The sequence below is a fragment of the Arthrobacter sp. Y3221160 genome, assembly GCF_059092585.1.
In genome coordinates this window covers 341,059-367,833 of record NZ_JBNHHU010000001.1, presented here as the reverse complement: position 1 = coordinate 367,833, position 26,775 = coordinate 341,059, and the positions used below count along the sequence as shown (strand labels likewise).

Annotated in this window: 25 protein-coding genes, 1 tRNA gene and 1 pseudogene; 12 read left to right on the top strand and 15 right to left on the bottom strand. The window is 69.7% G+C overall.

Going from position 1 to position 26,775, the window contains the following annotated elements; translation table 11 throughout:
* Positions 1–39: 39 nt before the first annotated feature.
* The 3 genes from AC5RWG_RS01715 to AC5RWG_RS01705 form a co-directional block, all read right to left on the bottom strand.
* Positions 40–1,080, bottom strand: coding sequence for a tRNA (adenine-N1)-methyltransferase (locus AC5RWG_RS01715; protein WP_494013985.1), 1,041 nt, complete (start codon positions 1,078–1,080; stop codon positions 40–42).
* A gap of 108 nt (positions 1,081–1,188) precedes the next feature.
* Positions 1,189–2,346, bottom strand: coding sequence for a site-2 protease family protein (locus tag AC5RWG_RS01710; protein ID WP_494166292.1), 1,158 nt, complete (start codon positions 2,344–2,346; stop codon positions 1,189–1,191).
* Positions 2,343–3,071, bottom strand: coding sequence for an HAD family hydrolase (locus tag AC5RWG_RS01705; RefSeq protein WP_493999715.1), 729 nt, complete (start codon positions 3,069–3,071; stop codon positions 2,343–2,345). Before AC5RWG_RS01705 ends, AC5RWG_RS01710 begins: the two co-directional genes overlap by 4 nt.
* A 211-nt stretch (positions 3,072–3,282) precedes the next feature.
* Between AC5RWG_RS01705 and AC5RWG_RS01700 the strand changes: the two genes are divergently transcribed.
* Positions 3,283–4,143, top strand: coding sequence for a PAC2 family protein (locus AC5RWG_RS01700; protein WP_494167084.1), 861 nt, complete (start codon positions 3,283–3,285; stop codon positions 4,141–4,143).
* A 150-nt stretch (positions 4,144–4,293) separates the two neighbouring features.
* Here the strand turns inward: AC5RWG_RS01700 and mshC are convergent, their stop codons facing one another.
* Together mshC and AC5RWG_RS01690 are read right to left on the bottom strand one after the other, a co-directional pair.
* Positions 4,294–5,556 (bottom strand): cysteine--1-D-myo-inosityl 2-amino-2-deoxy-alpha-D-glucopyranoside ligase, encoded by a 1,263-nt coding sequence (gene mshC / locus AC5RWG_RS01695; protein ID WP_494109249.1) that lies wholly within the window; start codon positions 5,554–5,556, stop codon positions 4,294–4,296.
* 111 nt (positions 5,557–5,667) lie between these two features.
* Complete coding sequence (locus AC5RWG_RS01690) at positions 5,668–6,492, bottom strand: undecaprenyl-diphosphate phosphatase (RefSeq protein ID WP_494166291.1); 825 nt, start codon at positions 6,490–6,492, stop codon at positions 5,668–5,670.
* A gap of 197 nt (positions 6,493–6,689) precedes the next feature.
* On the opposite strand from AC5RWG_RS01690, the gene AC5RWG_RS01685 reads away from it, so the two are divergent.
* On the top strand, positions 6,690–7,625 hold the full coding sequence (locus AC5RWG_RS01685; protein ID WP_494166290.1) for an aldo/keto reductase: 936 nt from the start codon (positions 6,690–6,692) through the stop codon (positions 7,623–7,625).
* Between the two features lie 70 nt (positions 7,626–7,695).
* Here AC5RWG_RS01685 and AC5RWG_RS01680 read toward each other — a convergent pair whose 3' ends face one another.
* Positions 7,696–7,974, bottom strand: coding sequence for a hypothetical protein (locus tag AC5RWG_RS01680; protein ID WP_493978463.1), 279 nt, complete (start codon positions 7,972–7,974; stop codon positions 7,696–7,698).
* 52 nt (positions 7,975–8,026) lie between these two features.
* Here AC5RWG_RS01680 and AC5RWG_RS01675 point away from each other — a divergent pair, with 52 nt between their 5' ends.
* Entirely contained in the window at positions 8,027–8,260 is a 234-nt protein-coding gene (locus AC5RWG_RS01675; protein ID WP_493999711.1) for a DUF5703 family protein, read from the top strand.
* A gap of 27 nt (positions 8,261–8,287) precedes the next feature.
* Here the strand turns inward: AC5RWG_RS01675 and AC5RWG_RS01670 are convergent, their stop codons facing one another.
* Together AC5RWG_RS01670 and AC5RWG_RS01665 are read right to left on the bottom strand one after the other, a co-directional pair.
* Positions 8,288–9,445, bottom strand: a complete 1,158-nt coding sequence (locus AC5RWG_RS01670) for an acyl-CoA dehydrogenase family protein (RefSeq protein WP_494023084.1) — start codon at positions 9,443–9,445, stop codon at positions 8,288–8,290.
* 32 nt (positions 9,446–9,477) lie between these two features.
* Complete coding sequence (locus AC5RWG_RS01665; RefSeq protein ID WP_494067822.1) at positions 9,478–10,782, bottom strand: M20/M25/M40 family metallo-hydrolase; 1,305 nt, start codon at positions 10,780–10,782, stop codon at positions 9,478–9,480.
* Positions 10,783–11,031: 249 nt separating this feature from the next.
* Between AC5RWG_RS01665 and AC5RWG_RS01660 the strand changes: the two genes are divergently transcribed.
* Positions 11,032–11,115: transfer RNA gene (locus tag AC5RWG_RS01660), tRNA-Leu, on the top strand.
* Here the strand turns inward: AC5RWG_RS01660 and AC5RWG_RS01655 are convergent.
* Together AC5RWG_RS01655 and AC5RWG_RS01650 are read right to left on the bottom strand one after the other, a co-directional pair.
* Positions 11,080–11,631 (bottom strand): DNA alkylation repair protein, encoded by a 552-nt coding sequence (locus AC5RWG_RS01655; protein WP_494166289.1) that lies wholly within the window; start codon positions 11,629–11,631, stop codon positions 11,080–11,082. The genes AC5RWG_RS01660 and AC5RWG_RS01655 overlap by 36 nt on opposite strands.
* Before the next feature lie 73 nt (positions 11,632–11,704).
* The gene (locus AC5RWG_RS01650) at positions 11,705–13,537 is read right to left on the bottom strand and encodes a thiamine pyrophosphate-requiring protein (RefSeq protein WP_494166288.1); all 1,833 of its coding nucleotides are present in this window, start codon (positions 13,535–13,537) and stop codon (positions 11,705–11,707) included.
* 114 nt (positions 13,538–13,651) lie between these two features.
* On the opposite strand from AC5RWG_RS01650, the gene AC5RWG_RS01645 reads away from it, so the two are divergent.
* Positions 13,652–14,203 (top strand): flavin reductase family protein, encoded by a 552-nt coding sequence (locus AC5RWG_RS01645; RefSeq protein ID WP_494166287.1) that lies wholly within the window; start codon positions 13,652–13,654, stop codon positions 14,201–14,203.
* 41 nt (positions 14,204–14,244) lie between these two features.
* Here the strand turns inward: AC5RWG_RS01645 and AC5RWG_RS01640 are convergent, their stop codons facing one another.
* Positions 14,245–14,751, bottom strand: coding sequence for a hypothetical protein (locus AC5RWG_RS01640; RefSeq protein WP_494155061.1), 507 nt, complete (start codon positions 14,749–14,751; stop codon positions 14,245–14,247).
* 130 nt (positions 14,752–14,881) lie between these two features.
* On the opposite strand from AC5RWG_RS01640, the gene AC5RWG_RS01635 reads away from it, so the two are divergent.
* From AC5RWG_RS01635 to AC5RWG_RS01615, 5 genes are all read left to right on the top strand, one after another.
* Positions 14,882–16,057 carry a type III polyketide synthase gene (locus tag AC5RWG_RS01635; protein ID WP_494166286.1) on the top strand — a complete coding sequence of 392 codons (1,176 nt, stop codon included), beginning with the start codon at positions 14,882–14,884 and terminating at the stop codon, positions 16,055–16,057.
* Positions 16,058–16,074: 17 nt separating this feature from the next.
* A complete protein-coding gene (locus AC5RWG_RS01630; RefSeq protein ID WP_494109243.1) occupies positions 16,075–16,800 on the top strand; it encodes a class I SAM-dependent methyltransferase in 726 nt (241 codons plus the stop codon).
* Positions 16,784–18,016: an FAD-dependent oxidoreductase gene (locus AC5RWG_RS01625; RefSeq protein WP_494166285.1), complete on the top strand. Its 1,233-nt coding sequence runs from the start codon at positions 16,784–16,786 to the stop codon at positions 18,014–18,016. The genes AC5RWG_RS01630 and AC5RWG_RS01625 overlap by 17 nt, the downstream gene beginning before the upstream one ends.
* 118 nt (positions 18,017–18,134) lie before the next feature.
* Positions 18,135–19,367: a D-inositol-3-phosphate glycosyltransferase gene (gene mshA, locus AC5RWG_RS01620; protein ID WP_494166284.1), complete on the top strand. Its 1,233-nt coding sequence runs from the start codon at positions 18,135–18,137 to the stop codon at positions 19,365–19,367.
* A gap of 57 nt (positions 19,368–19,424) precedes the next feature.
* A complete protein-coding gene (locus AC5RWG_RS01615; RefSeq protein WP_494013972.1) occupies positions 19,425–19,937 on the top strand; it encodes a GNAT family N-acetyltransferase in 513 nt (170 codons plus the stop codon).
* 16 nt (positions 19,938–19,953) lie between these two features.
* On the opposite strand, the gene AC5RWG_RS01610 is transcribed toward AC5RWG_RS01615, so the two are convergent.
* The gene (locus AC5RWG_RS01610) at positions 19,954–21,183 is read right to left on the bottom strand and encodes a kynureninase (RefSeq protein ID WP_494166283.1); all 1,230 of its coding nucleotides are present in this window, start codon (positions 21,181–21,183) and stop codon (positions 19,954–19,956) included.
* A 152-nt stretch (positions 21,184–21,335) separates the two neighbouring features.
* Between AC5RWG_RS01610 and AC5RWG_RS01605 the strand changes: the two genes are divergently transcribed.
* Positions 21,336–21,779: a YciI family protein gene (locus AC5RWG_RS01605; RefSeq protein ID WP_493999698.1), complete on the top strand. Its 444-nt coding sequence runs from the start codon at positions 21,336–21,338 to the stop codon at positions 21,777–21,779.
* Positions 21,780–21,895: 116 nt separating this feature from the next.
* A pseudogene (locus AC5RWG_RS01600) lies at positions 21,896–23,112 on the top strand (RNA polymerase sigma factor).
* Between the two features lie 19 nt (positions 23,113–23,131).
* Here AC5RWG_RS01600 and AC5RWG_RS01595 read toward each other — a convergent pair.
* From AC5RWG_RS01595 to AC5RWG_RS01585, 3 genes are read right to left on the bottom strand one after another with little or no spacing between them, the layout of a single operon-like run.
* Positions 23,132–24,028 (bottom strand): MaoC family dehydratase, encoded by an 897-nt coding sequence (locus tag AC5RWG_RS01595; RefSeq protein WP_494025906.1) that lies wholly within the window; start codon positions 24,026–24,028, stop codon positions 23,132–23,134.
* Entirely contained in the window at positions 24,025–25,365 is a 1,341-nt protein-coding gene (locus tag AC5RWG_RS01590) for a 3-oxoacyl-ACP reductase (protein WP_494166282.1), read from the bottom strand. The genes AC5RWG_RS01595 and AC5RWG_RS01590 overlap by 4 nt, the downstream gene beginning before the upstream one ends.
* Positions 25,365–26,702, bottom strand: a complete 1,338-nt coding sequence (locus tag AC5RWG_RS01585) for an acetyl-CoA C-acetyltransferase (RefSeq protein WP_494013966.1) — start codon at positions 26,700–26,702, stop codon at positions 25,365–25,367. The genes AC5RWG_RS01590 and AC5RWG_RS01585 overlap by 1 nt, the downstream gene beginning before the upstream one ends.
* Positions 26,703–26,775: the final 73 nt, after the last annotated feature.

The following is a 26,775-nucleotide window of genomic DNA, read 5'->3' as shown; positions in this document are numbered from 1 at the left end:
TGTTCCGACGCCCCCACGGAAGCGGCCCGCGTCCCGCCCTCAGTCGGTTTCGGGGTTGATGTCCTTGAACGCTCCGCGCTGCACGGTGGAGGCGGCATCCTTGGCAGCGCGGCGAAGCCGGCGGTCGGACACGGTCCGCTCCCCCAGTGCCTCGGCATTCCAATCGTCCTCGTTGCCGGTCCACGCCTGCACGTCCTCGGCGGCGAAGCCGGTCTTGGACGGACGGCGCTTGGGCGTCAGTCCCGTCTCGCCGCCGGCCAGCCGGCGGGCCGTGAGCAGGAAACCGGTGTGCGCCACCATGCGGTGGTCGGGCCGGACGGCCAGGCCCTCCAGGTGCCAGCCGCGGACCATCGACTCCCAGCCGTCGGGCTCGGTGAACCGGCCGTCGGCCCGGATCGCCTCGGCAGTACGTGACAATTGCGTAACGGTCGCGACGTAGCTGATCCAGACGCCGCCGGGCGCCAGCACCGTCGCCACGGCGTCCAGGCACTCCCACGGCGCCAGCATGTCCAGCACCACCCGGTCCACGCTGCCGGGCTCCTCGGCTTTGACGACTTCGTCCTGGAAATCTCCCAGCGAGATCTGCCAGGCGGGGTGCGGTCCGCCGAAGAACGTTTCCACGTTGCCGCGGGCAACGTCGGCAAATTCCTCGCGCCGCTCGAACGAGTGCAGCCGTCCGCCGTCGCCCACGGCGCGCAGCAGCGAGATGCTCAGGGCACCCGAACCGACCCCGGCCTCCACCACCCGGGCGCCCGGGAAGATGTCCGCCATGGTCACGATCTGGGCGGCGTCCTTGGGGTAGACCACGGCGGCACCGCGCGGCATGGAGAGCACGAAGTCCGAAAGCAGCGGGCGCAGGGCCTGGTACCGGTGGCCCACCGTATTGGCCACGACCGTTCCCTCTTGCCGTCCGATCACCTCGTCATGCGGCAGGAAGCCCTTGTGCGTATGGAACGCGCCACCGGGCGTCAGGGTGATGGTGTTCATCCGGCCCTTTTCGTCCGTGAGCTGGACCCGTTCCCCGGGCCGGAACGGCCCGCGTCGCTGGTCGGCGCCGTGCGCGCTGGTGGTGGAGCTCATGCGTGGATCACTTCCGGTCGTTGTGTGTGCGGCCCGGCGGTGTGTGTCGGGCCGGTTCGTCGATTGTATTCCGGCCGGCGGCCGTGTTCCCGGCGCCGACCGGCGGGATCAGAGCCTGCCGGCCTTGCCGGTGATGGCGCGGACCACCGTGCTTTGCTGGAGCACGCCGGTGACGCGGCCCTCGCCGTCGATCACGGCGTACTCGCTGCCGGCCAGCCGGGCCAGGTACTGCACCAGCTCCTGGCCGGCGGCCGCCTCCGGCACGTAGGCCCCCGGCGCCAGGGCCCGGGAGACGGCCGCGGCGGGAGTCCGGGGGGCTGCCGGCGGCGGCACCTGGTCCAGCGCCGTGCGGTCCACGACTGCTTCGGGTTGGCCGGTCGCGGCGGTGAGCACCACGGAGAGCCCGGGGTGCCCCTGGATCAGCTGCCGCACCTGGTCCACCGTGGCGGTGGCGGGCAGCGACGCGGCCGGAAGCTTGAGCTGCCCGGCGCTGACGGACGGCAGCCGCAAGCGCATCCGGGCGTGCGAGATGGCCGAGCTGGCGCCCATCCAGAGGAAACCGCACACCAGCACCATGAGCACGACCAGCTGGAGGTCCGGCGTGCCGCCCCGCAGCAACGGGACGCCGATCACGCCGATCACCAGCAGCACCACGATGGCGCGACCGGCCCAGCCCGCCGCCACGGTCCCCTTTTCCTGGCTGTCGGTCGCCTTCCAGACGGCGGTCTCCACCAGACGCCCGCCGTCCAACGGGAGCCCCGGAAGGATATTGAAGACGGCCACCAGGAAGTTGGCCCAGATGAAGATGTCGGTCAGCAGGAACGGAATCGGTTCGCCGCGGAACAGCGGCAGGACGAGCATGCCGGCGCCGGCCAGCGCGAAGTTGGCCACGGGACCGGACAAGGCCACCAGCAGGGACTTGCCCGGCGTGGCGTTGAAGTTGTCGAACTGGGTGTGGCCGCCCCAGAGATTGAGCACGATCTTGGCCGACGGCCACCGGAAGGTCCGGGCCGTCAGGGCGTGGGCGAGTTCGTGCACCAGCACCGAGAACAGCAGCAGCAGCGCGTAACCGAACGCCACGGCGTACGCTCCCACGCCGATCTCCGGCATCAGGCGCTGCACCTGGGGGCCGAAGATCAGCACGATGAAGGCGGCGATCACGAACCAGGACCAGGCCAGGACCACCGGGACGCCGAACATGCGGCCCAGGGGAATGCCTTCGCTGCGTTCCTTTTCCTCGGCCGGCCGGGGGGTTTGCGTGCTCATACTCCTGCTTCCTGGGCGGCGCCCACCAGGACGCCCTCCACGTCCGCCAGGCCCTTTCCGGCCAGGCTGTCCCAGTGCGGGCGCCCCGGTGCCGGCGGAACGGGCACGACGTGTGGGATGGCCACGGTCACGAGGCCGGCGGCTTCGGCGGAGGCAACCCCGGGAACCGAGTCTTCCAGCGCCACGACGTACTGCTTGTCGGCGCCGGGCAGGTGGCCGCTGAGCCAGTCGAAGGCCTGCTGGTACGGTTCCGGGTCCGGCTTGCCGCGCGTGACCATGTCACCGGTGACGACGTGGCGGAAGCTGCCCTCGGGCAGCGCCCTGACCACTTCGGCGGCGAGCTTGGTCTCGCTCATGGTCACCAGGACCGACGGAATGCCTGCCCCGGCCAGCTCCGCGAGCAACTCCCGTGCGCCGGGGCGCCACGGGATGCGCCCGCGGACGCGTTCGGTCACGGCGTCGATCAGCCGGTCGACAATCTCGCGGATGCCCAGTTCGACGCCGGCCTGCTGCAGCACGGCGGCGGATGTCTCCAGCGCATTGCCCACCAGCTTTTTGCCCAGTTCGTCGTCCCACACCCCGCCGAACGAAGCAACCAATTCGGTTTCGGCTTCGATCCAGTACGGCTCGGTGTCGACGAGCGTTCCGTCCATGTCCCAGAAAACGGCCTGCAGGCCGGACGACGGATGGCTGGACGCAGCGGGGGAAGGGGAAATTTCGGGCATGCATCCAGTCTACGGGCCCTTCCTGCCCGGCCCCGGCATCGGCCCCATCACGGGCTCCGGCACGGGGCTACGGCACCGGAATCGGGGGCTATGCTGGGCGCGAATCGAATGTCGGCTCACTGACAAGCCGTGCCGGGAGGATTAGGGTGAAACCGTGAGTACTCAGGACAGTGGCGACCTGCCCACGGAAGGCGACGGCGAGCAGCGCGGTTTGCACTTGCTGTTCCCGCAGACGAAGCCCGGCGAGACACCGCGGCGTTATACCGTGATGCTGGCTGCATTCGAAGGCTGGAACGATGCCGGCGAAGCCGCCACGGACGCCGTCAAGTACCTGAGCCGGCTCTGGGACAGCCACAAGGTGGCCACGGTGGACCCGGATCTTTATTACGACTTCCAGTTCACCCGGCCGGTGGTGCACCGCACCGCCTCCGGGGAACGCCGGATCAAATGGCCGACGACGAAACTGACGCGCAGCAGCATCCCGAGCAGCCGGCTGGACATTATCTTTGTCCACGGGGTGGAGCCGTCCTACCGCTGGCGGGCGTACACCGCGGAACTGTTGGCCCACGCCGAAGAGCTGGGCGTGGACTGCATCATCCTGGTAGGCGCCCTCTTGGCCGACGTGCCGCACACGCGTCCCATTCCCGTCACGGTCACCAGCGACGACGACGACGTCCGCCGCGCCCTGAATACCGAGTCCAGCCAGTACGAAGGCCCCACCGGAATCGTCGGAGTGTTGTCCGATGTCGCCTCGCTGGCCGGCATTCCCACGATGTCCGTCTGGGCCGCGGTGCCGCACTACGTGGGACAGTCGCCCTCCCCCAAGGCCGAGCTTGCTTTGCTGCACCGGCTGGAGGACATCCTGCAGGTCCCGCTGGAAGTGTCCGTCCTGAGCGAAGAAGCCGAAGCGTGGGAGCGCGGCGTGGACGAACTTGCCACCGAGGATCCGGAAGTCGCCGCCTACGTGCGGCAGCTGGAGGAGGCCAAGGACACGGCCGAGCTGCCGGAGGCAACCGGGGAATCCATCGCCCGCGAATTCGAGCGCTACCTCAAAAAGCGCGGTAAAGAGTAGGGGCCTCCACGGGAACCACACGCCGCTTAGCCGGTTGGGGCGGGCCCAGTCGTGTCGACTTCGTCGCCACGCCGGGTCCCTGCCCGCCCCGCCCTTCTCGCTCGGCGATGCGCGGCTTAGTGGTTCCCGCCTCCGGCCCTAACTCTTGGCTTAGAGCCGGATGCCCAGCAGCGCGTCGAGCAGCGCCGCGAACTGCCCGGCGCCGTCACCGGCCTGCCCTCCGGCCTGCTGCCGGGAGTGCTCGGCGAAGCCGTCGATTTCGGCCAGGGCCGCGGGTGCGTTGAGGTCGTTCGAGAGCGCCTGGCGGATTTGCTGTGCCAGCTCGGGTACCTGTTCGGCCTGCACATAGGGGGCCGCGCCGCGCCACGCAGAAAGCCGCGCCTGCGCCTGGCGGAGCAGATCCCCGGTCCAGAACCAGTCGCTGCGGTAGTGCTGGCCCAGCAGCACGGTGCGGATCGCAGCCGGCTCCACGCCTTCTTCGCGCAGGGCCGAGACCAGCACGAGGTTGCCCTTGGACTTGCTCATCTTTTCGCCGTCGAGGCCGACCATGCCAGCGTGCATGAAGTGCTTGGCCAGCGGCTTGCCGGTCATCGCATAGGCGTGCCCGGCGCTCATTTCGTGATGCGGGAAACTCAGGTCCGAGCCGCCGGCCTGGACGTCGAAGGTTTCCGGCAGGAATTTGCGCGCGATCACCGAACACTCGATGTGCCAGCCGGGGCGGCCGGGGCCGAGCGAGGCGCCCGGCCACTCGGGTTCGCCGTCACGGGCGACGCGCCACAACAGTGCGTCCAGCGGGTGTTTCTTGCCCGGGCGCTCCGGATCGCCGCCGCGCTCGGCAAAGAGCGGCAGCATTTGATCTTCGGTCAGCCTGGAGGTGGCGCCGTTGTGCCAGCCCGGTCCCGCTGCGGCAACGGAATCGAAGTACACGTCGCCGTGGGGCTCGCCGTCGGTGCCCGGTACGCGGTACGCGAGGCCGCGGGCCAGCAGGTCCTCCACCACCGGAACGATCCACTCAATCGATTCCACCGCTCCGATGTACTCGCCGGGCGGGATGACGTTGAGTTCTTCCATGTCCGTGCGGAACAGCTCGGTCTGGTCCTTCGCCAGCAGCTGCCAGTCCATGCCGGTGGCCGCGGCACGTTCCAGCAGCGGATCGTCAATGTCCGTGACATTCTGCACATAGTTGACGGTGCGCCCGGCGTCGCGCCAATAGCGGTTGAGCAGGTCGAAGGCCACGTAGGTGGCGGCATGGCCCATGTGCGTGGCGTCGTACGGGGTGATGCCGCAGACGTACAGGCTTCCCGTCGAGGACGGCTCAAGCCGTACCAGCGACCCCACGGAGGTGTCGTGGATGGTCAGTTCGTCTTTGCCGCCCGGAATTTCGGGTACAGCACGGGCATTCCAACCAAGCACTCTTGGGTTTCCTTCCGATGAGGTGAACGGACGCGGATGGCGGGCGGGGCCGCCGTCGTAAATGACGCTCCTAACATTCAAGAATGCAGGAGCCGGATAAATTCCCGCGGGTCAGGCGTTGATGACTCCGGCGCCCAGCAGCACGAACAACAGCGCGCCCAGGGCGATCCGGTACCAGACGAAGAGCCGGTAGCTGCGGGTGGACACATACTTCAAGAACCACCCGATGATCACGAAGCCGACGCCGAAGGCCACCACCGTGGCCAGCGCCGTCTCCCCCAGCCCGTACGGCCCGGGTTCACCGAAGCTCTTGGCCAGCTGGTACAGGCCCGAGGCGAAGACCGCCGGAATCGCCAGCAGGAATGAATACCGGGCGGCGGCCTCGCGGGTGTAGCCCATCAACAGGCCGGCCGTGATGGTGCCGCCGGAGCGGGAGACGCCCGGGACCAGAGCCAGCGCCTGGGCCAGCCCGTACAGGATGCCGTGCTTGTAGGTGAGCTTGTCCAGCGTGCGCACCTGGCGGCCGATGGAGTCGGCGATGGCCAGGAACACGCCGAAGACAATCAGCATGCTGGCCACAATCCACAGGCTGCGGAAGGTGGATTCGATCTGGTCCTGGAACAGCAGCCCGAGCACACCGATGGGGATCGAGCCGATGATGACCAGCCAGCCCATCCGGGCGTCCGGGTCGTTCCGCGGCACCTTGCCGGTGAGGGAGCCGAACCAGGCCTTGATGATGTTGACGATATCGCGCCAGAAATAGACGACGACGGCGGTTTCCGTGCCCAGCTGGGTGATGGCGGTGAAGGCGGCCCCGGGATCGGCGGCACCGGGCAGAACCTCTCCGATGATGCGCAGGTGCGCGCTGGATGAGATCGGGAGGAACTCGGTCAGGCCCTGCACGAGCCCCAGGATGATTGCTTCTAGCCAATTCACATCCTCGACCTTATGGCACCAAGGCCCACGGAACGGAAACGGACACAGCCGCGGCGCGAAGATCCGCCCACGGCACGACGCCGGGCACCCGGCGTGGGGCCGGGGCGGATGGGCTGCCCGTGCGGGAGGACGAGGCACGCGCCTGCGTCGGCGGGCCGCTGCCAAGGGCGCGGCAGCGCAGGCCATAAGCTGGCTTTATGGAGCACAATCGTTTGGGTCACAGCGGGCTGAAGGTCCCGCAGCTGTCGCTGGGAACGATGACGTGGGGAGAGGAAACGGACGAGGAGGCCGCGGGCACCATGCTGCGCGCCTACCTGGACGCCGGCGGCACGCTCCTGGACACCGCCGCGCCGTACGCCGAAGGCCGCAGCGAGGCCATGCTCGGGGCGTTCCTGGGCGAACTGGTTCCCCGGCAGGAGGTGCTGGTGGTCTCCAAGGCGGGCGTGACGCGCAGCGAGGGCCGGCGCGAGGTGGACACGTCCCGCGGCGCCATGTTGCGCAGCCTGGACGCCAGCCTGGCCCGGCTGGGCACGGACTACCTGGACCTGTGGCTGGTCCATCTCTGGGACGACGGCGGCGCGCCGCTGGAAGAGACCCTGTCCGCCCTCGAGCACGCGGTGTCGTCGGGCCGCGCCCGCTATGTGGGAGTCTCCAACTACTCCGGCTGGCAGCTGGCCCGGGCTGCCTCGATCAGCCCGGTTCCGCTGGTCGCGGTGCAGAACGAATATTCGCTGCTGCACCGCCGGGCCGAACACGAAGTCATTCCGGCGGCGCGGGCCCTCGGGCCGGGCCTGATGGCCTGGTCGCCGCTGGGACGCGGCGTCCTGACCGGCAAGTACCGCTCCGGCATTCCGGCCGATTCCCGGGCCGCCTCCGAGCAGCGCGCCGGGTACGTGGAACCGTACCTGAGCGGCCGGCCGGCCCGGATTGTGGATGCGCTGGCCACGGCGGCGCGCGGCCTGGACGTCCGGCCGCTGGACCTGGCGTTGAGCTGGGTGCTGCAGCGGCCCGCCGTCGGCACGGCCGTGGTGGGTCCCCGCACGCCCGCCCAGCTGGCAGAAATCTTGAAGGCGCCCTTGGACGCCCTGCCCGCCGCGATTGGCCAGGCGCTGGACGAGATTTCCACGCCGTAACGTTCCGTCCCGGGCGCGGCGGCGCCGGCCCGTCAACGCTTGATCGGGTCCGGGCGGCCTCGGGGGCGTGCTACTTTTCTTCGATCTCCAGATCGTCGTCGAAGGGGTCCACCACGTCGTCGGGTTCGTCCATGCCCTCGTCGTCCGACTCGTCGTAAATGACCAGCGGGGTCACTTCGCCGTAAGCATCGTAGAGCGCGTCCTCGTAGGTTTCGAACGATTCCATAATGGACGAGAAGGCCGCTTCCACGGCAGGATCGTCATCACCCCGGCGGCTGGATGCGGCGGCCAGGTGCTCTTGCAGGGCGGAAACCAGTGACTCGAGTGCGACGCGCGGATCAATGCTCATGCTGTAGACGTTAGCCGCATTGTGGAGAATAAGTGAAGAGAACAGGAGGGCAATGAGAGAACAATTTCTGGGTGCCGCCGTCACCCGCGAACGCGACTACGCCCGGCAGTACGAATACCTGGTCCTGACCGTGAACAAAGACGAATCCGTCGGCGAGGCCCGCCGCGCGCTGACCGAGCACGCCGAGTACGGCAAGTGGGATCTGGTCCGGACCCGGCTGTACCTGGGCGGCGGCCGCAAGTACTGGCTCCGCCGCAGGGTGCTGAAGGTCGAACGCACCGCCTGACCCCCGGCAGGCGGTGCGCGGCCCGCGTCAGTCTTCCAGCGGCCCCAGCCAGGCCGTTGCAACGGTGCTGTGCGCGGACTCGTCGTCCGAGGGGTGGTAGAGCCCGGCCAGCACGTCGCGGTACAGCCGCTCCAGTTCACCGCCGCGGAAGTACCCGCCGCCGCCGGAGACGCGTACGGCCTTCTCCACCACGTCCTTGGCGGTTTCGGTGGCCCTGATCTTGATGCCGGACAGTTTGGCGAACCAGAACTTGCCGTGGTCGGCCAGCGTATCCACGTCCCTGGCAATGGACGCCAGCTGCGGGTACAGCCCGTCCATGGCCAGGGCGGCGTCGGCCACCCGCCAGCGGATGTCCGGATCCTGCGCGTAGCTTTTGCCCGTTTTCAGCGAACGACGGCGGTGCACGGCTTCCACCGCGAGATCCAGGGCCCGGGTGCCGATCCCCGCATAGACGGACGAGAGCAGGATTTCGAAGCACGCGAAGATGCCGAAGATCAACGGATCCGGGTTGGGTCCCACCGGCAGTTTCCGGAAGATCCGCTCCGGCGCCGCGACCGCGCCTTCGAGCACCGTGGTGTTGGACTGGCTGGCGCGCATGCCCAGCGTGTTCCAGTCGTCCTTGATCCGGTAGCCGGGCTTGTCCCGGTCGATGAACCCCCACACCAGCTGCGGTTCGGTGCCGGAATCGTCGCGGCCGAAGACACCGAGCCGCGTCCAGGCGGGCGAGAGGCTGGTGAACACCTTCGTGCCGGTGAACCCGTACCCGCCGTCCCCGCGGGGTGCGGCGACGGTGCGCGAATCAAAGAGGACCTGGTCATTGCCCGCCTCGGAGACCCCGAACCCGAAGACTTCGCCGCGGCCGGCCTCGGCCAGGACGTAGTCCATGCTGTCGTCGCCGCGGGCCTTGAGGACCCGCGCGACGCCGGTCCACACCAGATGCATGTTGACGGCCAGCGCCGTGGCGGGCGCCGCGGTGGCCAGCCGCATCTGTGCCCGGGTTGCCTCCTCCAGCGTGTAGCCCAGGCCCCCGTCTTCCTCCGGGACGAACATTTTCAGGTAGCCCGCCTCGACGAGGTCGGCGAAGTCTTCGTGGAAGAAGCTGTTCGCTTCGTCGTAACCTGCGGCCCGGCCCCTGATGGTCTCAAGCAGGTCGTCCGGGAGCAGTTCTTCAACACTGGCGGGCATGCCGGTGGTCCTTTCGTCGTCGTTCCAAGTGGTCAGTAGGTGGTGAGCAGGCGCTGCAGGACGCGGGTGCCGAACTTCAGCGAGTCAACCGGCACCCGTTCGTCCACGCCGTGGAACATCCCGGTGAAGTCCAGGTCGTCGGGCAACCGCAGCGGAGCGAAGCCGTAGCCGGTGATGCCCAGCCGGGCCAGCGCCTTGTTGTCCGTGCCGCCGGAGAGCGTGTACGGGAGCACCACGGCGTCCGGATCCTCGTGCGCCAGCGAATCGATCATGGCGTCCACCAGGTTCCCGGCGAACGGCACCTCCAGCGACCTGTCCTGGTGCACGTAGCTGACCTGCACGTCGGGGCCCGCCAGTTCGCGGATGGTGGCCAGCACGAGCTCTTCCTGTCCGGGCAGTGTCCGGGCGTCGATCCGCGCCTCGGCCAGCCCGGGGATCACGTTTTCCTTGTAGCCGGCCTTCAACACCGTGGGGTTGGACGTGTTCTGCAGGGTGGCGCCGACGAAGCGGGCCAGGGTGCCCAGTTCCTTGAGCAGGATGTCCGGGTTGTCCGGGTCGAATTCGACGCCGGTCAGCTCGGTCACCCCGTCGAGGAACCGGCGGGTGGTGTCCGTCAGCTCGATCGGCCACTGGTGGGCCCCGATCCGGGCCACCGCCGCCGCCAGCGTGGTTACCGCGTTGTCCGTGTTGATCTGGGAACCGTGCCCGGCCCGGCCGGCGACTGCCAGCCGCAGCCACGCGATCCCCTTCTCCGCGGTCTGGAGCAGGTAGGCGCGGCGGCCGCCAATGGTGGCCGAGAAGCCGCCCACCTCCGAGATGGCCTCGGTGGCGCCGTCGAAAAGCTCGGGACGGTTCTCTACCGCCCAGCGCGCCCCGTAGGTGCCGCCGGCCTCTTCGTCGGCAAAGAACGCGAAGACGATGTCTCGGCGCGGCCGGGTGCCGCTGCGTGCCATGTGCCGCGCCACCGAGAGGATCATCGCGTCCATGTCCTTCATGTCCACGGCGCCCCGGCCCCAGATGAGGCCGTCCCGCTCCTCGCCGCTGAACGGATCCACCTGCCAGTCATCGGCTTGCGCCGGCACCACGTCCAAGTGGCCGTGCACGACCAGCGCCGGCGCCGAGGGGTCCGTGCCGGCCATCCTCGTGACCACCGACGTCCGGCCGGGCGCGGACTCGAACACGTCGGTGGCCAGTCCGGCTTCTTCCAGCAGTCCGGCGGCGTACTCGGCGGCCAGCCGCTCGCCCGGCCCCTCGTTGCCGCCGTAGTTGGAGGTGTCGATCCGGATCAGTTCCTGGCAGATCTCGGCCACTTCTTCGTGCGGGCTCGGTACAGTCATGAAGGCTCCTCGGAATCGATGTCTGTCCCCAGCCTAACGAGCGGGAGCAGTCGAGGGCAGCAGTTGGCCGCAGGGGCGCCGCAGGTGGCGCCGCAGTTGGTACAGCCGGAGTGGGCCCCGGTGCCGGCTCCGTCGCGCGCCCGGAGGGCCGATTCAACAGTTCGGGCAAAACATGTTAGAGTTTTTCTCGCTGCTTTCGACGGAATCGGTGCGCCTGAGGGCCTCTGGAGAACCGGCGAAAGTCCACCTGCGCGGGTGGCGGAATGGTAGACGCGCTAGCTTGAGGTGCTAGTCCTCTTATTGAGGGTGAGGGTTCGAGTCCCTTCCTGCGCACAGAGAAAGCCCCGGACTTCCGGGGCTTTTTTGTGCCCGCAGCGCGCGAAGAGCACAGGCGGCCCGGCGCAGCCACGGGTCCTCGTCTTCCGCCCACCGATCGAGGATTGCTTCCGCACGCATGCGGGACCGGCCGGTCAGCCCCTGGATCAAGGGACCGACGACGTCAATGGCGAGCGGGTCCGCCAAGGCCGCCAGGCGCGCGTCGCGCAGGAAGCCTTCCAGCCGGGTGAGGTCCGAGCTTCGCAACAGGCGTTGGTTCGACTGCAGCAGCACGACGGCGGCCAGGCGCCGCTCGAAGACCGGCCGGGCCCACAGTTCGGAGCTGAGGGCGGTCACCTCGTCGTGCGAGAGCAGCCGGAACTTCCGCCCGGCGTCCCGGACCGTACCCCGGACCGCACCGACCGACGCACCGTAGTAGCGCAATCCGTCGCCCGCCTCGTTCTGCGCTTTCGCCCGTGCCCAGGAGGCTTCCCGCCGCAACGTGCGGTCGATGAATTCTGCCGCCTCGCTCATCCAGCAATTCTTTCATTCACTCACCGTCCCGGCCGCTACCCTCCTGTCCGGATGCCCGGTCGTTGCCGGCTTCTTACTGTCCGGATGCCCGGTCGTTGCCGGCTTCTTCCTGTCCGGACGCCCGTTCGTGACCGGCTTCTTCCTGGCCGGTGTAGGTGCGCAGCAGGTCTTTCGCGCCCCCGGCCACCTGCCCTTCCTGATCCAGCGTCCGCTGCATGGTTTCCGCGTTCTCCCGGCCGGCCGGGAACGGCGGGAGCAGCGGAACGTCGGGGTCGGTGAGCACCTCGATAAGATACGGCCGGTCGGCGGCCAGCGCCTCGTCCCATACGGCCCCGAGCTGCTCGGGGTCCTCGACCCGCTTCCCGTGCAGTCCGAGCAACCGTGCGTAGCCCGCGTAGTCGACATCGGGCAGGGCCTGGCTGTCGGCAAACCGCGGCTCGGCCTCCATCTCCCGTTGTTCCCAGGTCACTTCGGCGAGTTCCCGGTTGTTCAGGACGCAGACCACAAAACGGGGGTCCATCCACCGCTGCCAGAGCCGGCCGACGGTAATCAGTTCGGCCAGGCCGCTCATCTGCATGGCCCCGTCTCCTGTGAGGGCAACAACCACCCGTTCCGGGGCGGCCAGCTTGGCGGCGATGCCGTACGGTATCGAACAACCCATGCTTGCCAAGGTGCTGGAAAGGTGCGCCTGGGCCCCTGCCGGCAGCCGCAGTTGCCGGGCATACCAGTAGACGGAACTGCCGACATCGACGGCGAGCAGGCCGTCCGGCGGGAATCTTTCGCTCAGCTCAAAGGCCACCCGTTCCGGGTTGACCGGTTGCGCCGGCGTCATGGCCCGCTGCCGCGACAGCTCGCGCGACTGCCGCACCCAGCCTTCCACCTGCTCGCGCCACCCGCCGCCTGCGCGGTCCTCAAGCAGCGGCAGCAGCGCCGCCAGGGTGGTGGCGGCGTCGCCGGTGAGCGCCGCCTCGACCGGATAGCGGTTGCCGATGGCACTGGCGTCATTGTCGATCTGCACCGCGCGCGCGGCACCGGGCGGCGGGTAGAACTCCGTCCAGGGGTCATTGGAGCCCACGATCAGCAAGGTGTCGCAGTGTCCCAGCAGTTGGCCGCTGGCGGCGGTACCCAGATGCCCCATGGTTCCGGCCGCGAAGGGCAGCGACTCGTCCACATAGGGTTTGCCCAGCAGGCTGGTGGCAATGCCGGCCCCGAGCTTCTCCGCCACCGCAACCACCTGCCCGCGGGCATCCCGCGCTCCCTGTCCTACCAGCAGGGCAACCCGCTGCCCGGCGTTGAGCACGGCCGCGGCCGCGCGCAGGTCGTCCGGGTCCGGGACCACGTGCGCGGCACGCCAGATCGGCGCGGTGGCCACCACGCCGTGGGTGTGCTCAAGTTCGGGGGCGGGAAGTTTTTGGATGTCGTGCGGAATGATCACCACGGCCGGGCCGCGGCCGCTCAGGGCCGCCTTGAAGGCGCGGTCCAGCACCAGCGGAACCTGCTCAGGGGTGCTCACCTGCTGCCGGAAGGTGGCCACGTCCTTCGTCAGGTTGGCCAGGTCCACTTCCTGCATGTACCCGGAGCCGAGCGCGGTGCGCGACTGCTGCCCGACAATGGCCACTACCGGGACGCTGTCGAGTTTGGCGTCGTACAGGCCGTTGAGCAGGTGCACGGCTCCGGGACCCTGGGTGGCCGTGACCACCCCCACCCCGCCCGTGTACTTGGCGTGCCCCACCGCCATGAAGGCGGCATTTTCCTCGTGCCGGGCCTGGACGAATTCGACCGTCCCCGCGCGCCGCAGCGCGCCCATGAACGTGTTGATGCCGTCCCCGCTGTAGCCAAAAATCCGCGACACCTGCCACGCGCGAAGCCGATCGACAATAAGGTCTGCAACGAGCCGCTGGGCCATATCCACTCCACTCGCAATTCTCAGGGTGCTTACTGTTTAACATCCTTATCATCCGCTGCCTCCGTTTTGAACCGTCCCTGAGCCGCCCCGCGGCCGGCATGCAAAGATGGCGGCATGGAACTGGACGGAGAACTGGCGGCCCATCCCGTCAGGCAGGGCGCGGCGGATCAGCGGGACATCGACCTGTACCGCACGCTCAGCGCCGACATTGCAGCGGGCGTCGCGGTGGTGTCGACGCGGTGGCGGAACCGGGACTACGCGGCGACCGTCAGCGGTTATCTCTCGGTGTCCTACGATCCGCCCACCATGCTGGTCAGCCTCTTCGAGGAGTCGAGGATTTGCGACGCCGTGGCCGACTCGGGGACCTGGGCCTTGAGCCTGCTGGCCTCGCAGCACCAGGGCACGGCGAACTGGCTGGCGAGCCCGGGCAATCCGGTGGAAGGCCTGCTCAACCAGGTGCCGTACCGGCGCGGCCCGGCCACCGGTGCCGCCGTGATCGGCGGAGCCCCCGCGTGGTTCGAGCTGAGGACGACGGCGGTGCATCCGGCGGCCACCCACCTGCTGATCGTCGGCGAGGTGCTGGCCATGGGCCGGGACGCTGCCGGTGCGGAAAGCGCCGACCCGCTCATCCACTTCGGCTCCTCCTACCGGCGCCTGGGCCGCTAAAAGCGCCGGGCCACGACCCGAGCCGGCGAGGCCGGAGTTGGTCAGGGCAGCGCCGGCGGCCCGGAGTAGGCGCCTTCCCAGACCGCCCGCGTTCCGGATTCACCGGTCAGCACCACTGCCACCGTGGCGCCGGCACACACGGCCAGCACGGCGACGGCGACCACCGCCGCAATGACGCGGTATCCGGCGCCAAGCCTGCGCCGGGAGGAGGCGTCCGCCGTCGTTCCGTAACGGAACCACAGCCACAGTCCCAGCGCCGCGGCGAAAAGACCGGCCACCCACGGCAGCAGCATGTCGCCCAACCGCATGTGTTCGACGGCCAGCGGCGTCTGGTCGATCCTGAGGAACAACCAGTGGCCGGCCTGTTGGGTGACCGGCACCAGCACCAGGGCCAGCAGGGCGATCAGCGGGGTGGCAATCCCCAGGCGCCGCCTCGCCGCCGGCCAGAGCAGGGTGAGCGCAACGCACAAAGCCGCCAGCGGAACGAACACCACGGTGGCGTGGACCAGGAGCACGTGCAGCGGCAGGGAATTGATTTCGTACTCCACCGGATCCGCTCCTTGTGTCCCAGACCTGGCCCGTCAACCGGTAAGACGCCCGGGTGTTACGTAGCGGTTCAGCCGGGAGCCGGGCAGCCGGTCCATTGTCTTACCCGGCTGCCTGCTCTATGAATGGACTATGACGGCCACGCTGAGAGCCCTGGAAACCGCTGTTCCGGATACCATCCTGATCCAGTCGGAGGCGCGGGACGTGTTCTCCACGCAACCGGGCCTGACGCGCCTGGGACAGCGCCTGGTGACCACATCGTTCGACCAGTCGGGCATCGACACCCGGTACACCGCCGTCGAGGAACTCACGACGGCCAAGCGGGCGGACAACCCGGTGTTCTTCGACGCCGAATCCCGGCAGTTGCTCTCTCCCAGCACGAAGGTGCGCAACGACATCTTCGCGGACAAGGCCACCCCGCTGTTCATCGAGGCGGCCGGCAAGGCGCTTGCCTCCTGTGAGGGAATCGGCCCGGCGGACATCACACACCTCATCACCGTCTCCTGCACCGGGTTCTTCAACCCGGGACCCGACTACAAGATCGTGCGTGCTCTGGGGCTCAATCCCGCCGTTCAGCGCTACCATCTGGGCTTCATGGGCTGCTACGCGGCGTTCCCGGCCCTGCGGGCGGCCAAGTCGTTCTGCGACGCCGATCCGCAGGCGGTGGTGATGGTGGTATCGGCCGAACTCTGCACGCTGCACGTGCGCACGTCCAACGACCCGGACACCATTGTCGGGTCCTCCCTGTTCGCAGACGGCGCGGCGGCAGCGGTCATCACCGCGCGCGGCCTGGACGAGACCGGTCCTGCCATCCGGCTGGACCACTTCGAAACCGTCCTCACCCCGGTCGGCGAGGAATCCATGGCCTGGAACATCGGTGACGAGGGCTTCGAGATGGTCCTGGGGACCTATGTTCCGCACATTATCGACGAACACATCGTTGGTGCGCTGGAGCCGTTGCTGGCCCGTGAACCGGACGTGGCGGCAAGACCATACCGCGATATTGAGCACTGGGCGATCCATCCGGGCGGCCGCAGCATCCTGGACAAGGTCGAGGCCAAGCTGGAGCTGACCGGGGAACAGCTCGTGCCGGCCCGGGAAACGCTGCGGCGGTACGGGAACATGTCCAGCGCCACCGTGATGTTTGTGCTCAAGCACATTCTGGAGCAGCCGGCAGGGTCCGGGGAGGAGCGGATCTGCTCGATGGCCTTCGGCCCGGGCCTGACCGTGGAAACCGGCCTGTTCACCAAGACCGTGCCCGCCGCCACCCTCCGGGCCCGCCAGGTTTCCGCGGCAGCGTCGGTGTAGGGCGGGAACCGACCGCCGTGGCCGCCCGCCCGCCGGATCGCAAGGCGTCGACGTTCCTGGCCCTCCGCGCCACAGACGCCGTGGAGGAAATGGACAAGCCGGACTGCGACCCCGCGATGCTTCGGCGCACCTACGCCCAGTTTCCGCTGATCAACCGGGCGGTGTCGGGTTGGCACGGCATCTACCGGCGCCTGCTCCGCCCGCGCCTGGCCGGCCTCGAGGCCCCCACCCTGCTCGATATCGGCTCCGGCGGCGGCGACGTTCCCCGGCTGCTCGCCCGCCTGGCCGCCCGGGACGGCCTCGACTTGCGGATCACGGCGATCGATCCCGATCCGCGCGCGCATGCCTTCGCCGTGTCCCGGCCGCGGTCGCCGGGCCTCGAGTTCCGGCAGGCGTTCAGTTCGGAGCTGGTGGCAGAAGGACGCAGCTTCGACGCCGTCGTGTCCAACCACTTGCTGCACCACCTGACCGCCCCCGAGCTGGCAGGCCTGCTGGCGGACTCGCAGCGGTTGTCGCGCGTCCTCGCAGTCCACAGCGACATCATCCGCAGCCGCACGGCGTATGTGCTGTTCGCCGCCGGGACGCTGCCGTTTTTCCACCGCTCCTTCATCCGCCGGGACGGGCTGACCTCCATCCGCCGCAGCTACACCCCGGAGGAATTGCGCGCCGCCCTCCCGCCGGAGTGGCGGGTGCTGCCCGATTCGCGTTTCCGCCAGCTGGTGATCCATGAGCCCGATGCCTGAGGCGGCGCTCCCCCGGGGCCGGCCTGTTGAATCGCCCGGCGGCCGCCTGCTCGATGTCGCCGTGGTCGGCGGCGGCCCGGTGGGTTTGCTGATGGCCATCCTGCTGGCCCGGCGCGGGGTGGACGTCGCGGTCCTGGAACGGCGCAGCGCCCGCAGCAGCCACTCCCGTGCGATCGGGATCCATCCGCCGGCGTTGGCCGTGCTCGACGACGCGGGCGTGGGTCCGGAGCTGTTGGCGGCCGGCGTCCGCATCCGCCGGGGCGTGGCCCGCAGCCGCGGCCGGGACGTCGCGTCGCTCTCGTTTGACGGCATTCCCGGCGCGCATCCCTACGTGCTGGCCGTGCCGCAGGTCATCACCGAACGGCTGCTGGAAGAACGGCTGGAGGCGCTGCGTCCCGGGGCGGTGCGCCGCGCGGTGGCGGTGCAGGGGGCGTACGACGACGGCGCGACCGTGACGTTGTCCTGTCGCCGGGGCGCGGGACCGGCACCGCCTGCCGGCGTGGCACCGGCTGCCGCTGCGGAGACGGTGCGGGCAAGGCTGGTGGTGGCGGCCGACGGCGCCTATTCCGCCCTGCGCCGCCAACTCGGCGTCCCGGTGCGAACGCGGGTGTATCCGGACGCCTACCTGATGGGAGACTTCGCCGACACCACCGGCGACGGCAGCACCGCCGTGCTCTATATGGAGGCCGGCGGCATCGTCGAATCCTTCCCGCTCCCCGGGGGTACCCGGCGCTGGGTGGCCAGGATGCCCGGCGTGGTCAGCCATCCGACGCCGGACGGCCTCGCCTCCCTGGTCGCGCGGCGCACCGGGACGGGCCCGGACCCTGGCAGTTGCTCCATGCTCAGCGCCTTCTCCGTCAGCTCCCGGACGCCGCGGCGGCTGGTAGCTGGACGCGTCGCGCTGGTCGGCGACGCAGCACACCAGGTGAGTCCGATCGGCGGGCAGGGCATGAATTTGGGCTGGCTGGATGCCGCAGCCCTGGCTCCGATCGTGGCCGCGGCCCTGGCGGGCGAGCCGACGGGCATGGCGTTGCGGAGATTCGAGGCGGACCGGCGGCGGGCGGCCAACACCGCCGTCTGGCAGGCGCACCTCAACATGGCCCTGGGCAGGCCGTTGCCGCCGCCGGTGCTCGCGGCCCGCAACCGCCTGTTCAGCACCCTCACCCGCTTCCCCGGAGTGCAGGACACGGTGGCCAGCCGCTTCACCATGCACTGATCCGTCATCAAGCGGCCGGGGCCTACCCGGGCGGCTAAAGTGGCTGCTAGACAAATTCGGCGGCACGTCGATTTTCCCGAGCCGGAGACGTCCCGGCTGACACGGTCTGGAGGTGGGCATGGTCGGCGCGGAGCGCATCGCCGTGCTGTCGCTGCACACCTCGCCGCTGGCCCTCCCCGGCGGGGGCGATGCCGGCGGGATGAACGTCTACGTGCGCGCCCTGGCGCGGGAACAGGCGGCGCTGGGCACCGCCGTCGACGTTTTCACCCGCTCCCTGCATGACGGGCAGGAACCCGTGGAACATCCCCGGGCCGGCGTCCGCGTGATCCATCTGGACGGAGCCCCCGCCGACGCGGTAACCAAGGAAGACCTGCCGCAGCGGTTGGCCGCGCTGGAGGCTTCGCTGCGGCAGTTCACGCAGCAGGACGGGGCACGGTACGACGTGCTGCACTCGCACTACTGGCTCTCGGGTGCCGTGGGGCTGCGGCTGCAGCACGACTGGCACATTCCGCTGGTGCACTCGATGCACACGATGGGGCTGGTCAAAAACCTGCACCTGCAGCCCGGCGAACTGCCCGAGCCGGCCTCCCGGATCGACGGGGAGCAAGCCATAGCGTCCGGAGCCGGCCGGCTGATCGCCAATACCCTGACCGAGGCGGCCGAGTTGGTCGATCTCTACGGCGCGGACGAGGGGACGGTGGACGTGATCCCGCCCGGGGTGGACCTGCACACCTTCCGCCCCGACGGCCGCCGCGCGGACCGGGAGGCGGCGGGCATCGGGCCGGATACCTTCCACCTGGTGTTTGCCGGCCGCATCCAGGTACTGAAAGGGCCGCAGGTCCTGCTGGCCGCCGCGGCCGAACTGCGCCGCCAACGGCCCGACATCCGGCTGCGCGTGTCCATCATCGGCGAGATCAGCGGGTCCGCCGGGCTTGACCTGCCGGCGCTGGCCGGGAAGCTGGGGCTGGCGGACACCGTGACGCTCTCGCCCCCCGTGGAGCCGCGCGCCTTGGCGGCCACCTTCCGCAGCGCCGATGTGGTGGCGGTCCCGTCCTTCAGCGAATCCTTCGGCTTGGTCGCCCTGGAAGCGCAGGCGTGCGGTACGCCCGTCGTTGCCACCAACGTGGGCGGGCTGCCGGTGGCGGTCAGCCACGGGCTCACCGGGCTGCTGGTGGACGGGCACGACCCGGTCCGGTGGGCGGGGGCCCTCCGCGAGCTCCACGACTACCCGGAGTTCCGCCGGCGGCTGGGCGCCAATGCCGCGGTGCACGCCTCGTCCTTTGGCTGGGAGCAGACCGCCGCGCTGACGGCGCACAGCTACCAGCTCGCGGTCGACCACTTCCGCCGCTGAGCCTTGCGGTGCCGGCATGATCTGGGATCCGGGCAGCCGCACGGCTAGGATTCATGGGTGCCAACCCCCGATTTCCGCATCCGCCGCGCCACCCGAGACGACATCCCCGCCACGCTCGACATGAAGCTCGCCGCCTGGCGGGAAACCTACTCGTCCCAGCGGCCGGAGAGCTTCTTCGCCGCCGAAGCGGCCCGGCGGGACCAGCAGATCGACTGGTGGTCGCGCGGGCTGGCGGCGGGGGCGGAGCTGTGGGTCGCCGAAGACCCCGCCGGACGGATCATCGGCTGCTCGGGCGGCGGCCCCGTGCAGGACGACGACGCCGACGCCGGCGTGCCGCACGAACTGCAGATGCTCTACGTGCTGGCGGAGGCCTACGGGACCGGGCTCGGGCGGCAACTGCTGGAGGCGGCGATCGGTGGCGGGCCCGCGCTGCTCTGGGTCCTCGAGGACAACCCGCGCGCCCAGGCGTTCTACCGCAAGCACGGATTCGGCCCGGACGGACGCCGCGAGCCCCTGACCGGCCTGTGGGAAGGCCTGCACGAGATCCGGATGGTCCGGCGGGGCGGCTGAACCCGTTCGAGCTCGGCTACATCCGTTCGAGCTCGGCGCGAATGGCGGCGATGCCGCGCCACACCTCCTGGAAGCTGGTGGACAGCGGCGAGAGCCCCAGCCGGAGGCCGTCGGGCTCGCGGAAGTCCGGTATCACTCCCTGCTCCCAGAGCCTGCCGGTGATTTGCTTGAAGTCCGGGTGGTCGATGGTGACGTGGCCGCCGCGTTCCGCCGGATCAAGCGGCGAGGCGATGGCGACGCCGAAACCGGCCAGCGCCTCCCGCACGGCCTCGACGGCAAACCCGGTCAGGGCGATCGACTTTTCCCGGACCGCCGCCAGCCCGGCCTCGTCGATGAGGGCGACCATGTCCTGGAGGGCGGTCATGCCGATGATCGGCGGAGTTCCGGACGTGAACCGGCGGATCCCGCCGGCCGGCTGGTACCCCTGACCCATCTCGAAGGGTTTGGCGCTGCCCAACCAGCCTTGGATCGGCTGGCTCAGGTGCTGGTGCTCGGTCCGCACGTAGGCCCAGGCCGGGGCGCCCGGACCGCCGTTAAGGTACTTGTAGCTGCAGCCTGCGGCCAGGTCGACGCCCCAGCCGTCCAGTTCCACGGGCAGCACCCCGGCGGAATGGCACAGGTCCCACAAAACCAGGGCACCGGCGTCGTGCGCGGCGGCGGTGATGGCCGGGATGTCCGCAACATAGCCGGAGCGGTAGGCCACGTGGCTGAGCAGCACGAGCGCTGTGTCGGGCCCCACGGCGCCCCGGACCGCTTCTGCCGTCACTCCCCCGGCGTGCGGGGGCTCGAGCCAGTCCAGCTCCAGGCCGCACTCGGCGGCGATGCCTTCCACGATAAAGCGGTCGGACGGAAAATTGTCCCGGTCCACCAGGATGCGCCGGCGCCCTGGCCGCGCATCGATCGCGGCGCGGGCCAGCTTGTACAGCAGCACCGTGGTGGAGTCGGCCACCACGCATTGGCCCGGCGCGGCTCCCAGCACGACCCGGCCCAGCTCGTCGCCGATCTGCTCCGGCAGCTGGAGCCAGACCTCGTCCCAGGCCCGGATCAGCCGGCCGCCCCACTGCTGCGCCATGACGTCCCGGACGCGCTCGATGCTGGCGGCCAGCGGCCGGCCCAGCGAATTGCCGTCGAGGTAGGCCACGACGGCGTCGTCGTCGTGGCCCGCGAACCGGGCCCGGTATCCGGCCAGCGGGTCTGCGGCGTCAAGCATCCGGGCGCGGTCACGCAACTGATCGTCGTTGGTCATACGGCAAGCATAGAGGCGGCTGCCGCGGGGCCGCCGAACCGCGGCGCGAAGATTCCGAAAATAATTCCCGGGCATGTCGATATCCACGGCCCCCGTTCGACGGCATAGTAGAAGGCGCATGCCTGCGTCTCGTTCCGAGAAGGAGAAAAGCCATGAAGTACATGTTCATCATGCGGTCCACGGATGAAGCCCTTGAGGCGTCCAAATCCATGCCGTTCGAAGAAATGATCAACAAGATGGGCGCCTACAACGAGGCGATGATCAACGCCGGCGTCATGCTGGCGGGAGAAGGCCTGGCGGATCTTTCCGACGGCAGCGGATTCGTCGTGGACTTCTCGGAGGAGCCGCCGATTGTGACCGACGGCCCGTACGGCGAAACGCACGAACTGTTCAACGGTTTTTGGATCGTCCAGGTGGCCTCCAAGGAGGAAGCCGCGGAGTGGGCCAGCCGCTGCCCGCTGGGACCGGGCTCAAAGCTGGAGGTCCGCCGCGTGACCGAGGCCGCCGATTTCGCGGACTTCGCCGACAACGAGTACATCCGGAAGGAAGAAGGATGGCGCGAGGAAGAGGCGAGGCTCCGCTCGGAGAACGCCTGACCCCCGGAGCCGAGGCCCGGGAGCCCGGGGCGGCGGGGGCCGAGGCCCAGGAGCCTGGGGCGGCGGGATCCGAGGCCCAGGAGCCCGGGGAGGCGGGGGCCGAGGCCCAAGCGGCAATCCGGCGCCGGATCGATGCGTTGTGGCGGATCGAGGGCGCCCGGACTGTCGCCGCCCTGGCCCGTGCCACCGGGGATGTCGGTTTCGCCGAGGACGTCGCGCAGGAAGCCGTGGCCGATGCGCTGGCCCGGTGGCCGCACGCCGGCGTCCCCCGCAACCCGGCGGCGTGGCTGACCACCGTGGCCAAGCGCCGGGCCATCGACTCCTGGCGGCGGGCCGAACGCCTGGAGGACCGTTACCAGGTGCTGGCCCGCGGGCTGCGGGACGAAGAAGACCTGCGTTGGGACCCCGTACCCGACGACGTGCTCCGGCTCGTCTTTACCGCCTGCCACCCGGTCCTCTCGCGGGAAGCGCAGGTATGCCTGACGCTGCGGGTCGTCGCCGGCCTGTCTGCCGAGGAGATCGGCCGGCTCTTCGTGATTCCGGTCGCCACGGTGCAACAGCGCATCGTCCGGGCCAAGAAAACCCTGGCCGCGGCGAAGGTCCCCTTCGAAGTCCCCGAACCGAACGACTGGGGCCCGCGGCTGGGCGCCGTCCTGCGCGTGGTCGACCTCCTGTTCACGGAAGGGTACGCGGCGACCTCCGGGAACCGTTGGATCCGGTCGGACCTGGCCGGCGAAGCCCTGCGGATCGGACGCCTCCTGGTGTCGCTGGTGCCCCGGGAGCCCGAAGCGCACGCACTGGTGGCCCTGATGGAGTTCCAGGCGTCGCGTTTCGGCGCCCGCACACAGCCGGACGGCAGCGCGGTCCTGCTCGCCGACCAGGACCTGACGCGTTGGGACCGCGCCCAGATTGAACGCGGCCGAGCCGCCCTGGCCAGGGCCGACGCGCTGGGCCGCGGCCGGGGCAGCTACGCCCTGCAGGCGGCCATCGCCGCATGCCATGCGGCCGCCCCCAGCGTCGCCGGCACCGACTGGGCGCAGATCGTGCTGCTCTACGAAGCGCTTGGCCGGGTGGCGCCGAGCCCGGTGGTGGAGCTCAACCGTGCTGTGGCAGTGTCCATGGCCACCGGCCCCGCCACCGCCCGGCGATCGTGGACCGGCTGGCCTCGGAAGGCGCCCTGAGCGGCTCCCACCTGCTCCCGAGCGTCCGCGGCGAGCTGCTGGCCCGGCTCGGCCGGGCGGACGAGGCCCGCTCCGAGTTCGCCGCCGCCGCCGCGCTGGCGAAGAATGATCGCGAACGGGAGGTCCTCGAACGCCGGGCCGTCACCGGCTGACCCGGTCCGGCCACGCCACTCAGCCGGCGAGCGTGTGGACGCTGCCCGTGAAGTGCAGCCGGTGGCTGCGCTCCCCCCAGCCGGTGAACTCGGAAGCTTCCCAGGACCCGTCGCGTTCCGTGTCATGGATCCTGACGGCCACGGTGGCGGGCAGGAAGACCGGAGCGGCAAAGTCGATGCGCCAGCTGAAGGGTTCGCTGGCCGTGGCTTCCACGCTGGTCAGGACTCGTGAGGCCAGGTACATCCCGTGGGCGATGGACCGCTTGAGCCCCAGCATCTTCGCGGACACCGCGCTCAGGTGGATCGGGTTGAAGTCGCCGGACACCCCGGCGTACTCGCGCCCGGCCTCCGGCCCGAGCCGCCAGCGGGCCGTCGGCTGCGGCGGCGTGAAATCGGCGCGCTCCGGGCGGGCTGCCTTGTCCAGGCCGGGCAAGTAGACCGCCTTGGCCAGGTAGTCCGAGACACCTTCCCACACGGCCTCGCCGTCGGCCTCGATCCGGGTGTGCAGTTCGACCTGCGTGCCCGCGTGGTGGCCGCGGAGGCCCTCGGCCCAGGCCGTGACGGCCAGGGGCTCGGTGAAGTGGACCGGCCGCAAGTGCCGCACCCGATTGGCCAGATGGACCATGCCGAGCAGCGGCAGCGGAAAGTCCGGCCGCGTCATCACGCTCATCGCCACGGGGAACGCGACCGAGTGCAGGAACACGGAGGGCAGGGTGTCCCGCACGGTGCCGTGGACCAACTGCTGGAACCCGCTGATCCGCTCGGGGGTGATCTGAACTCCGTGCAGGGTATGCCGCGCCGCCGGGACCTGCTCGGCGTGCTGTCCCACGCCCAGCTTGTGCCGCGCGGCAGTCGACGCCGCCGTCAGGTAGAGGCGCGAGAGCGTGGGCATCTCCCCCAGGATGACTTCGTTCATGCGCCGACCATGCTTTGCCCGCAGACCCGCAGGGTTTGGCCGTTGATGCCGCCCGCAGCATCGCTGGCCAGGAAGGAGACGGCCTCGGCGACATCGCGCGGCTGTCCGCCCTGTTGCAGCGAGGAGAGCCGGCGTGCCACTTCCCGGGTCAGGAACGGCATCCGGGCGGTCATGTCCGTCTCGATGAAGCCCGGTGCCACGGCGTTGATGCTGCCGCCGGCGTCGGCGAACCCGGCGGCCGAGGCCCGGACCATGCCGATGATTCCCGCCTTCGACGCGGCGTAATTGGTTTGCCCGCGGTTGCCCGCAATGCCGCTGGTTGAGGCCAGTGAAACCACGCGCGGCCGCCCGCGGAACGCGCCCGAGGCCAGCAGCTGCCCGTTCATCGTCAGCTGCGAGGTGAGGTTGACGGCGATCACGGAGTCCCATTTGGCCTGGTCCATGTTGGCCAACAGTTTGTCGCGGGTGATGCCGGCGTTGTGGATCACGATGTCCAGTCCGTGGTGCCGCTCCACGGCATGGGCGGCGATCTTCGCGCCGGCATCGGCCGCGGTGATGTCCAACTGCAGGGCGGTGCCGCCCACCCGGTTCGCGACCTGCGCCAGCTGTTCCCCCGCCGCGGGGACATCGACGACGACGAGTTGTGCGCCGTCGCGGTGCAGGGTCTCGGCGATGGCAGCGCCAATGCCGCGCGCGGCGCCGGTGACGACGGCGACCTTGCCGGCGAGCGGACGGTCCGGATCCGCGGGGAGCGAGCCGTCGTCGGAGCCGACCAGCAGGAACTGCCCGCTGACGTAGGCGCTCCGGGCCGAGAGCAGGAAGCGCAGGGGTCCCAGGACGGCCGATGCTCCGGCGTCCACGCCTTCGCCGAGCAGGATGCCGTTGGCGGTGGCACCCCCGCGCAGCTCGTGGGCCAGTGACCGCAGCGACCCGTCCACCGCTTGGCGCGCGGCGGCCTGCGCGGGCCGGGCGGCGCCGTCGGCGGGCCGGGATACGGTGATCACGCGGCCGCCGGGGGCCAGGTCCCTGAGGCTGGCGCCGGCGCTGAGCATGGGCTCCGACAGGTCCTCGGGCGATTCCAGCTCGTCGAGCACCAGCACGATGCCGCCGACGCGTTCCTTTGGTGCCGCATGCCGGCGAACGTCGAGGTCCCACCCGAGCATTTCCTTGGCCACCGTGTCGGCGCCGGCGCCCGCGCCGAGCACCAGGACAGGTCCGGGCAGCAGCGGTGCGCCCGGCCGGTAGCGCCGCAGCACGGCGGGCTGCGGCAGCCCCAGCTTCTTGGCCAGGCTCTTCACCGGTCCGGCGTTGACCAAATCCACGTACCGGTCGGTCATCAGTTCGCCTCCAGGATGGCGACGACGCCCATGCCGCCTGCGGCGCAGACGGAAATCAGGCCTCGGGTGGTGCGGGACTCGGCGTCGGCCTTCTCGCGCAGCATCTTGGCCAGGCTGGCCACCAGGCGGCCACCGGTGGCCGCGAAGGGATGGCCGGTGGCCAGCGAGGAGCCATTGATGTTGAGGCGGGTCCGGTCGATGGCGCCCAAGGGCTTCTCGAGGCCCAGCTTGTTGCGGCAGAACTCCTCGCTTTCCCACGCGGCCAAGTGGCACAGCACCGTCCCGGCGAAGGCCTCGTGGATCTCGAAGAAATCGAAGTCGGCGAACGTCAGGGCCTGCCGGGCCAGCAGCCGGGGCACGGCATAGGCCGGCGCCATCAGCAGTCCTTCCTTGCCGTGCACAAAATCAACGGCGGCGGCCTCGGAGTCCACTACCTCCGCCAGCACCGGCAGGTCGTTGCTCCGGGCGTACTCTTCCGAACTCAGCAGCACGGTGGAGGCCCCGTCGGTCAGCGGCGTGGAGTTGCCGGCCGTCATGGTTGCCTCGGCGCCGAGGTTCTTGCCGAACACCGGCTGCAGCTTGCCCAGCTTCTCCAAGGTGGTGTCGGCGCGCAGGTTGGAGTCCTTGGCCAGGCCCCGGTAGGGCGTCATGAGGTCATCGAAAAATCCGCGCTCGTAAGCTGCCGCGAGGTTGTGGTGGCTGGCCAGGGCAAGTTCGTCCTGCGCGTCGCGGCTGATGTTCCAGGCTGCGGTGGTCAGCGCCTGGTGCTCGCCCATCGACAGCCCGGTCCGCGGCTCGGCCGTGCCCGGCGCGTTGGGGGCCAGATCCTTGGGGCGCAACTTGGCGATGGCGGTCAGCTTCTGCTGCATGCTCTTGGCGCGGTTCAGTTCCAGGAGGACGGCCCGGAGGCCCTCGCTGACGGCGATCGGTGCGTCCGAGGCGGAGTCCACGCCGCCGGCGATGGCGGAGTCGATCTGCCCCAGTTTGATCTTGTTCGCCAGGCCCATCACGGTTTCCAACCCGGTGGCGCACGCCTGCTGCAGGTCGTACGCAGGTGTTTGCGGTGAAAGCGCCGAGCCGAGCACCGCCTCGCGGGTGAGGTTGAAGTCGCGCGAGTGTTTAAGGACAGCGCCGGCGGCCACCTCGCCGATGCGTTCGTCCTGCAGCCCGAACCGTGCCACCAGCCCGTCCAGGGCCGCGGTGAGCATGTCCTGGTTGCTGGCCTGGGTGTAGGCTCCGTTCGCGCGGGCGAAGGGGATGCGGTTGCCGCCGACGACTACTGCCCTGCGCAGTCCGTTGGCGGAGCGGGTGCCGGTGGCGTCAGGTGAAGTGGCCATGTGGGCTCTCCTCGATTGGGTGCGGAGCGGAACAAACGACAGTTACCGTAACCAAGCGTACCTGATACGCTGA

What these genes read in the sequence shown, in the direction of transcription:
- AC5RWG_RS01715 (WP_494013985.1), bottom strand. Translation starts at nt 1,080, where the DNA reads ATGAGCTCCACCACCAGCGCGCACGGCGCCGACCAGCGACGCGGGCCG.
- AC5RWG_RS01710 (WP_494166292.1), bottom strand. Translation starts at nt 2,346, where the DNA reads ATGAGCACGCAAACCCCCCGGCCGGCCGAGGAAAAGGAACGCAGCGAA.
- AC5RWG_RS01705 (WP_493999715.1), bottom strand. Translation starts at nt 3,071, where the DNA reads ATGCCCGAAATTTCCCCTTCCCCCGCTGCGTCCAGCCATCCGTCGTCC.
- AC5RWG_RS01685 (WP_494166290.1), top strand. Translation starts at nt 6,690, where the DNA reads ATGGAGCACAATCGTTTGGGTCACAGCGGGCTGAAGGTCCCGCAGCTG.
- AC5RWG_RS01680 (WP_493978463.1), bottom strand. Translation starts at nt 7,974, where the DNA reads ATGAGCATTGATCCGCGCGTCGCACTCGAGTCACTGGTTTCCGCCCTG.
- AC5RWG_RS01675 (WP_493999711.1), top strand. Translation starts at nt 8,027, where the DNA reads ATGAGAGAACAATTTCTGGGTGCCGCCGTCACCCGCGAACGCGACTAC.
- AC5RWG_RS01670 (WP_494023084.1), bottom strand. Translation starts at nt 9,445, where the DNA reads ATGCCCGCCAGTGTTGAAGAACTGCTCCCGGACGACCTGCTTGAGACC.
- AC5RWG_RS01665 (WP_494067822.1), bottom strand. Translation starts at nt 10,782, where the DNA reads ATGACTGTACCGAGCCCGCACGAAGAAGTGGCCGAGATCTGCCAGGAA.
- AC5RWG_RS01655 (WP_494166289.1), bottom strand. Translation starts at nt 11,631, where the DNA reads ATGAGCGAGGCGGCAGAATTCATCGACCGCACGTTGCGGCGGGAAGCC.
- AC5RWG_RS01650 (WP_494166288.1), bottom strand. Translation starts at nt 13,537, where the DNA reads ATGGCCCAGCGGCTCGTTGCAGACCTTATTGTCGATCGGCTTCGCGCG.
- AC5RWG_RS01645 (WP_494166287.1), top strand. Translation starts at nt 13,652, where the DNA reads ATGGAACTGGACGGAGAACTGGCGGCCCATCCCGTCAGGCAGGGCGCG.
- AC5RWG_RS01635 (WP_494166286.1), top strand. Translation starts at nt 14,882, where the DNA reads ATGACGGCCACGCTGAGAGCCCTGGAAACCGCTGTTCCGGATACCATC.
- AC5RWG_RS01625 (WP_494166285.1), top strand. Translation starts at nt 16,784, where the DNA reads ATGAGCCCGATGCCTGAGGCGGCGCTCCCCCGGGGCCGGCCTGTTGAA.
- mshA (WP_494166284.1), top strand. Translation starts at nt 18,135, where the DNA reads ATGGTCGGCGCGGAGCGCATCGCCGTGCTGTCGCTGCACACCTCGCCG.
- AC5RWG_RS01610 (WP_494166283.1), bottom strand. Translation starts at nt 21,183, where the DNA reads ATGACCAACGACGATCAGTTGCGTGACCGCGCCCGGATGCTTGACGCC.
- AC5RWG_RS01605 (WP_493999698.1), top strand. Translation starts at nt 21,336, where the DNA reads ATGAAGTACATGTTCATCATGCGGTCCACGGATGAAGCCCTTGAGGCG.
- AC5RWG_RS01595 (WP_494025906.1), bottom strand. Translation starts at nt 24,028, where the DNA reads ATGAACGAAGTCATCCTGGGGGAGATGCCCACGCTCTCGCGCCTCTAC.
- AC5RWG_RS01590 (WP_494166282.1), bottom strand. Translation starts at nt 25,365, where the DNA reads ATGACCGACCGGTACGTGGATTTGGTCAACGCCGGACCGGTGAAGAGC.
- AC5RWG_RS01585 (WP_494013966.1), bottom strand. Translation starts at nt 26,702, where the DNA reads ATGGCCACTTCACCTGACGCCACCGGCACCCGCTCCGCCAACGGACTG.